This window comes from Caballeronia sp. (assembly GCF_049581465.1).
Taxonomy (GTDB): domain Bacteria; phylum Pseudomonadota; class Gammaproteobacteria; order Burkholderiales; family Burkholderiaceae; genus Caballeronia.
The window spans coordinates 1-5037 of sequence record NZ_JBAUSA010001234.1 but is presented as its reverse complement, the minus strand read 5'-3'; the positions used below and the strand labels follow the sequence as shown (position 1 = coordinate 5037).

General features: G+C 61.0%; 2 protein-coding genes and 1 pseudogene. All 3 read left to right on the top strand.

Features of this window, described 5'->3' with window-relative positions:
- Positions 1–362, top strand: a pseudogene (locus WCA53_RS30160) (hypothetical protein); the annotation flags it as partial.
- A 409-nt stretch (positions 363–771) separates the two neighbouring features.
- Entirely contained in the window at positions 772–2076 is a 1305-nt protein-coding gene (locus WCA53_RS30155; RefSeq protein ID WP_423920006.1) for an ATP-grasp domain-containing protein, read from the top strand.
- A 10-nt stretch (positions 2077–2086) separates the two neighbouring features.
- Positions 2087–4786: a CoA-binding protein gene (locus tag WCA53_RS30150; RefSeq protein ID WP_423920003.1), complete on the top strand. Its 2700-nt coding sequence runs from the start codon at positions 2087–2089 to the stop codon at positions 4784–4786.
- Positions 4787–5037 lie beyond the last annotated feature (251 nt).

Sequence of the window (5037 nt, the reverse complement as noted above, 5' to 3'; positions counted from 1 at the left end):
ATGGCATGCGATATCAAAAAGGGCTACCGATCAGCAGCAGCATTGCCGAGTCCGCGGTGAACCTGGTGGTCAGCCATCGCATGGCGAAGCAGCAACAAATGCGATCGACGGACGAGGGAGCGTACTGCCTGGCACAGATCAGAGTTGCTGTTCTCAACGAAGAATTCTCGGTTAAGAAACTTGCCGTATTGACCAAGACTTCTGCAGCTGCAAACTGGCCGAGTGCACGCCGAGCGGCGCGAATTGGCCTCCCACGATTTGGTTCACTCTCTTTGACAACAGTCTTTGGCAAACGTCGAATGTCGCTTCATTCACCCACAGCGGACCATCAACTGAAGTCACTTCACAGATTGGACCCCTGACTCGACTGCCACGACAGGCAGCGGAGAGGAACATGGCGGTGATGCCACGTTTCGTCCAGGTACATTGATAACCGCAGAACATCAATACTTCGAAAAAATGCACTTATCGCGTAGCCCCGTTTGCGTGAGTATCTGTACTCAAGATCCCAGCGAGATCAGAACGAAAGTAAAACGCATAGGAGACAAGGCTATGTACGACGCAAGGCGCCCCCGGAGCGGCTAACGATCGCCCCTCGGGCCGCGTAGCTTCACGCCCCAGCCGGTTCGAGCACCGGTCAACTCAACACACATCAGGCCACGGTATCCGAACGCAGTTGGCGTCGCGGCCGCTTGTCAACTGGCGCTTTCACCTTACGACCAATCCGAACACCCGTTCTTGTCAACGCAATGCCCTTCAGGAGACAACTTCATGCAAATCACCGGTATGTTGCACGGCGCGCGCCTATTGCAATTCGTCGGATTCCCAGCGAGTGAGATCCTCGGCCCGAGCGCCAGCGAGGAGGAAATCAAGACGATGATCGATCGTCATCGTCAGATCTTCATCAAGCCGGTCTTCAAGGGCGGAGTCGGCAAGAAGGGCAAGGCGGGCTTGCTGGGCCGCGCGACCGATCTGAAGACAGCGCTGGCCGAAAAGGAACGGCTGTACTTCGCCGAGCACACGGTCGGGCACCTGAAAGCGAAGGCGAATGGCGTGACGTTCGAAGCTGGCGTCCCGGCCAAACACGAGGTCTACTTCTCGATCACCGATTCCACCCGCTTTCGCGCGCCGACCATGACGCTTTCGCACATGGGCGGCATGGACATCGAAGAGGTCGATCCGAAGCATGTGGCGATGGTGCCGTTCGATGCGCTGACCGGCCTGAAGGCGTTCGTCGTCGCGAATGCGCTTAGCGAGATCGGTGCGCCGAAGGAAATCATCTCGCCGCTGGTTCAGCAGTTGCCGAAACTCTGGGAGCTTTTTCACGACTTCGGCATGACTACGCTGGAACTGAATCCGATCCGCATGCGCGAAGACAAGAACGGACGCCTCACGCCGGTTGCCTGCGACTTCAAGTGCGGCTTCGATCGCGACGATCCACGCTGGGCGCGCCTCGGATTGCCGCCTCATCTGTTCTCCGCGGATTACTCCGATTTCGAACAGGAGATCAATCAGCTTCGCACCCACCAGGGGCAGAGCGACGTGTACGTGATCAACGACAAGGGAACAATCCTCGCGCCGACCTTCGGAGGCGGCGCCAATTCGCTCGTGACTGAAATGCTCGGCGACGCCGCGATCATCTCGTCGGATTTCGGCGGCAATCCGCCTTACGCGAAGATGAAGGAAGTGGCCCGAATCTGCTTCAGGCACTGGCTCAAGCAGTCGAATGTGCTTTTCATCATCGGCGGCAAGTCGAATAACACCGACATCTTCGAGACGCTGCGAGCGATGGCCGATGCTCTTCGCGAACACTTCAGTGAGCATGGGCCAACGCCGCTTTACGTGGTGCTCGGCCGCGGAGGGCCGAACCTCGTGCGAGGGATGGCCGCGCTGAGGGATACATGCGACTCGCTCGGCCTGCCGTACCGGCTGTTCGGATTCGATTCCGACATCAGTGAGGTCATCCAGTACGCACGGCAGGCAGATGCGTGGATGCGCGCCGGCGGGCGAGCCGAGATCGCGGCACGGATCGGTGCGCCCGCGACCGAAACCGAAACCGAAACGGCTCAAGCCTGAGGAGAGCGACATGTACAAGCAAACCAGCAACCAGTTCAAATATTTCGTTGGCGTCAACTCGCTCGCGCAGATCGCCACGCGCGACGATCGCGTGTGCGTACTTAACATCCTGGGCGGTGAGTCCTCGGACGTGACCCCCGTCAGTCATGCATTCTCAGGCGGCAATATTGTCTTCGGCACGGCGCCGGGCAAGGGCGGCCAAGTGCTCGCCACATCTATCGGCGATATTCCGGTTTACAACAACGTCCGCGAGGGTCTGGAAGCGGGGCACCGGTTCAACTGCGGCGTGGTCTATCTACCGCCATCGGCAGCCCGCGACGGCGTCGCCGAACTGATCCGCGTCAATCCCGATCTGAAGAAGATTTTCATCATCACCGAGAAGATCGCCGTGCACGACGCTCGCGAAATTCGCGCTATGGGGCAGCAAGCGGGCATCGACATTTTCGGGGCAAACGGGCTCGGCGTCGCCGACTCGTGGAATCGCGTGAGAATCGGCGGAGCACTCGGCGGCGATAGTCCGGACGATTCATTGCGCGAGGGATCGATCGCCATCTTCTCGAACTCCGGCGGCTTTAGCACGACAATCGCGCAGTACCTGCGCATGAGTGGCTGGGGCACGTCGACTGTCATCTCAAGCGGCAAGGACGTCTACATCCACTATGCCGCACCGGAATTTGCCTTTGCGCTCGCCAATGATGCGCGCAGCAAGGCCGCCGTGCTCTATTGCGAACCAGGCGGCTACTACGAGGCCGATGCGGCCTTCACGAAACCGGTGGTCGCCTGCGTGGTGGGCCGATGGAAGAGCCGACTGACGCGAGCGGTCGGCCATGCGGGCGCGATGTCCGGCGGCTCCGACGACGCGCAAGCCAAGGAACGCTGGTTCATGGAGAAGTTCGGCGTGGACCGGCTCTTCACGCTCGACGATCCGTGCTGCTCGGCTAGGGGCGCGGTCGTCACGAACATCGCGCATATCCCGGCTGCGTTGACTGCCGTGATGCGCGCCAACGCGACGATGCCCGACTTCGAGCCCGAAGGCAGTCTCGCGCTCAAGCCGTGGTTCGGCTCCGACCAGGGCATCCAGCTTCCGTCCGGCCTTGCGATTCCCGTGGTCGGTGCGGTCGCCCCCTATGACGAGCAGGTCTTGCAGGTTAATCGGCAAGTCGGGGCGATTGCGCCGCGTCAGGCGCTCAAGGACGCATCGGGCGCTTCGCAGATGGATGCGAAAACGCAGGTCAGCAGCCTGCATGGCGCCTCAATGCTCGACGCAGCGACGCATTCGCTCGAAGCGAACGTCAGCCTTGCCCTGCTTCACGAGTTCGGCGGCGGGAACGACGAGAAGCTCATCGATGTCGCGATCGCCGCGTTCGTCAATCTGCACGGAACGCCGGAACTCGCGGCGGCGCAAGCCGCTCGCGAGGCCGGAAACGCGCCCAACGCGATCCTGGCCGCCGCGGCTTCGATCATCGGACCGAATCGCCAGCGAGCGGCTCGGGATGCCGCGAAATGGATGATCGATCACTTCTCGGCAGCCGGCCTTACGAGCGCGCTCGATGAGAACTTCGACATCGCCCGGATCGACGCAAGCGGCAGCGAGCCGTTTTTCGAAGACTCAAGCGATCCGCGCGCTGAGGCGATGCTCGCGGGACTCGCCGAGCGTGGGGCACAGTCGGTCCTCGTCCGCTGGCTCGCGTCTCAGCCTGATCACCCGACGGCCGACGCGGTACTGGCCGCAATCACCGCGACGCTCGCATGGGGACCGCTGATGCGCAAGCGCATCTCGCGCGTTACGGCCGAAAGCCTGCCCTGGTGGACCATCCTGTTCGGGACGCTGATCGGCGCATCGGCGGACGCCTCGCGACACCGTCCAGACGGCTTCTGCGGCTTTACCACGCAAGCTTTGCTGAACAAACACAGCCTCACGGAAATCTGCTTTGCCGCGCTGTTCAACGTCGAGCCCGGGCCCGACGATCTGTTCGCTTTCAAGACGCTCGTCGGTCTGCTGCTCACCAACGGTCCAGGAGCCATCTCGGCGCAGGGTGCGAAAGGCGCGGTATCGGCCGACGGCCCGGAAAGTCCAGAGCGAGTGCAACTGAACAAGGCGCTGGTCGGCTTTCTCACGCATACCGGCTACACGCATGGCGGTAACGGCTATGAGGGCATCGCGTTCTTGATCGAAGCGTTCGGGGACAGCGGCCTCGCCGATCCTTCCGACCCTGCAAATGGTGTGGACCTGCGCTCGCTGGCCGAGCGCTCGGTCGAGCGGTATGCGCAGTACAAAGCCCGGCAGAAGCATGCCGGCAGCCTCGACATCGCGAAGCTGCCGGGCGTGAACCATCCCGTTTTCAAGGACAGGCCGGTCAACAACGACCCGCGCGAAGTGTTCATCGCGGACCTGTGCGAGAAGCGCGGGGAATACAACGTGTTCCATGCGTTCTATCGCGAACTTGTGCAGGCGTTGTTCGATGCCGGCGTGTCCCGCAACGTCTATTGCGTCAACGTCGATGCGGTGATCGCAGCGCTGCTGCTGAAGATGCTGTGGCAGCCGCTGCGACGTGGTGAACTGACCAAGACCGATCTGGAAACTGCCGCGTTTACGATCTTCCTTTATCCCCGCATGCTCGGATGCGCGGCGGAAATCGACGATCACCTGAACCGGGGGCGCAATATGGACACCCGAACGCCCGCGTCCCAGTGCCGCTTTGTAGCTTGAGCGCTTCCCTGACACTGATAACAAACGGACATCAATCGTTTCGAAAATAGCACTTATCGTTTCATGTGGTTCGGGCGAATATTCGACAAACAACAAATCGCCCGAACACCGCAAGTTCAAAATTTCTGGAGACAACTCGATGCATCCCTCCTCACCCCCGCTGGCCCCCGGGCAATCGAAGGCATCCGCCGTGCTACGCGTGACGGCAGGCAACTTCCTGGAGCAGTTCGACTTCTTCCTGTTCGGCTTCT

Excerpts from the sequence above, each read along its gene's own strand:
- WCA53_RS30155 (WP_423920006.1), top strand. The coding sequence starts at position 772 with ATGCAAATCACCGGTATGTTGCACGGCGCGCGCCTATTGCAATTCGTC.
- WCA53_RS30150 (WP_423920003.1), top strand. The coding sequence starts at position 2,087 with ATGTACAAGCAAACCAGCAACCAGTTCAAATATTTCGTTGGCGTCAAC.